Origin of the sequence: Cellulomonas septica (assembly GCF_012396155.1) — a bacterium.
In the GTDB taxonomy this organism is placed as follows: domain Bacteria; phylum Actinomycetota; class Actinomycetes; order Actinomycetales; family Cellulomonadaceae; genus Cellulomonas; species Cellulomonas septica.
Genome location: NZ_JAAXOY010000886.1, coordinates 1 through 1,111, shown reverse-complemented (window position 1 = coordinate 1,111; position 1,111 = coordinate 1). Strand labels below are relative to the sequence as shown.

1 protein-coding gene is annotated in these 1,111 nt (G+C 75.8%); it reads left to right on the top strand.

Annotated features, from left to right (window positions below; genetic code table 11):
- The coding region (locus tag HGA02_RS20030) for a TPM domain-containing protein (RefSeq protein ID WP_168681184.1) at window positions 1-1,111 on the top strand (1,111 nt) is incomplete at both ends.

Below are 1,111 nucleotides of genomic sequence, written 5' to 3'. Positions count from 1 at the left end.
CTCGCCGCCGCACCGGCCGCTGCGGTGCCGCTGCGCGCCGCGGAGCCGGTCTCGATCACCGCGGACATCACGGACGAGGTCGGCGCGCTCGGTGGGTCGGAGGGCGTGGTGCAGGCCTCGCTCGACGAGCTCTCGGCCGCGACGCCGTACGACCTGTACGTGGTGTACGTCGCGGACTTCGGGGGGCAGAACCCGGTCGACTGGGCGCAGGCGACCGCCGCGCAGTCGGGGCTGGGCGAGTCCGACTTCGTGCTGGCCGTGGCGACGGAGGCGCGCCGCTACGCGCTCGTGCCGGAGTCGACGGGCGACCTGTCGAGCGGCGAGGTGCAGGCGGCGGCGACGGCCGCGGAGGACCACCTGTCGCAGGACGACTGGGCGGGTGCGGCGGTCGCGACGGCGGACTCGCTGCGGGCGTCCGCGACGGGCGCAGGCACGGGCGGTGGCGGCGGGTTCGGCTTCGGCGGCGTGCTGCTGCTCGGTCTCGTCGTCATCGGCGGGTTCTTCCTCCTCTCGGCGTTCCTGCGCCGCCGCCGGGACCGGCAGGCCGGACCGCCCCCGCAGCAGCAGGCCGTGGGGCCGGTCGACGAGCTCGCGGCGCTCCCCACGGCGGAGCTCGACAAGCGGTCGTCGTCGGCGCTGGTCCGCATCGACGACGCGCTGCGCTCATCGGAAGAGGAGCTCGGCTTCGCGCAGGCGCAGTTCGGGCCCGACGCGACGCGTGAGTTCGAGCAGGTGCTCACGGGCGCGAAGCAGCAGGTCACCGAGGCGTTCCGGCTGCGGCAGACGCTCGACGACGACATCCCCGACACCGAGCCCCAGGTCCGCGACACGGCGACGCGCATCATCCGCACGGTCGCCCAGGTGTCCGCGGCCCTCGACGCGCAGAAGCAGGCGTTCGACGAGCTCCGCGACGTCGAGTCGCGGGCCGGCGACGCGATCGAGGCCCACGCGCGCGAGGCGGCGGCGCTGCACGCGCGCGTCGACACGGCCCGGGCGACGCTGCAGACGCTCCAGACGCGGTACCCGGCGACGGCGCTCGCGTCGGTCGTGCACAACCCCGACCAGGCGCGCCTGCTGCTCGACGAGACCGGCGCGACGCTCGCGCAGGGTC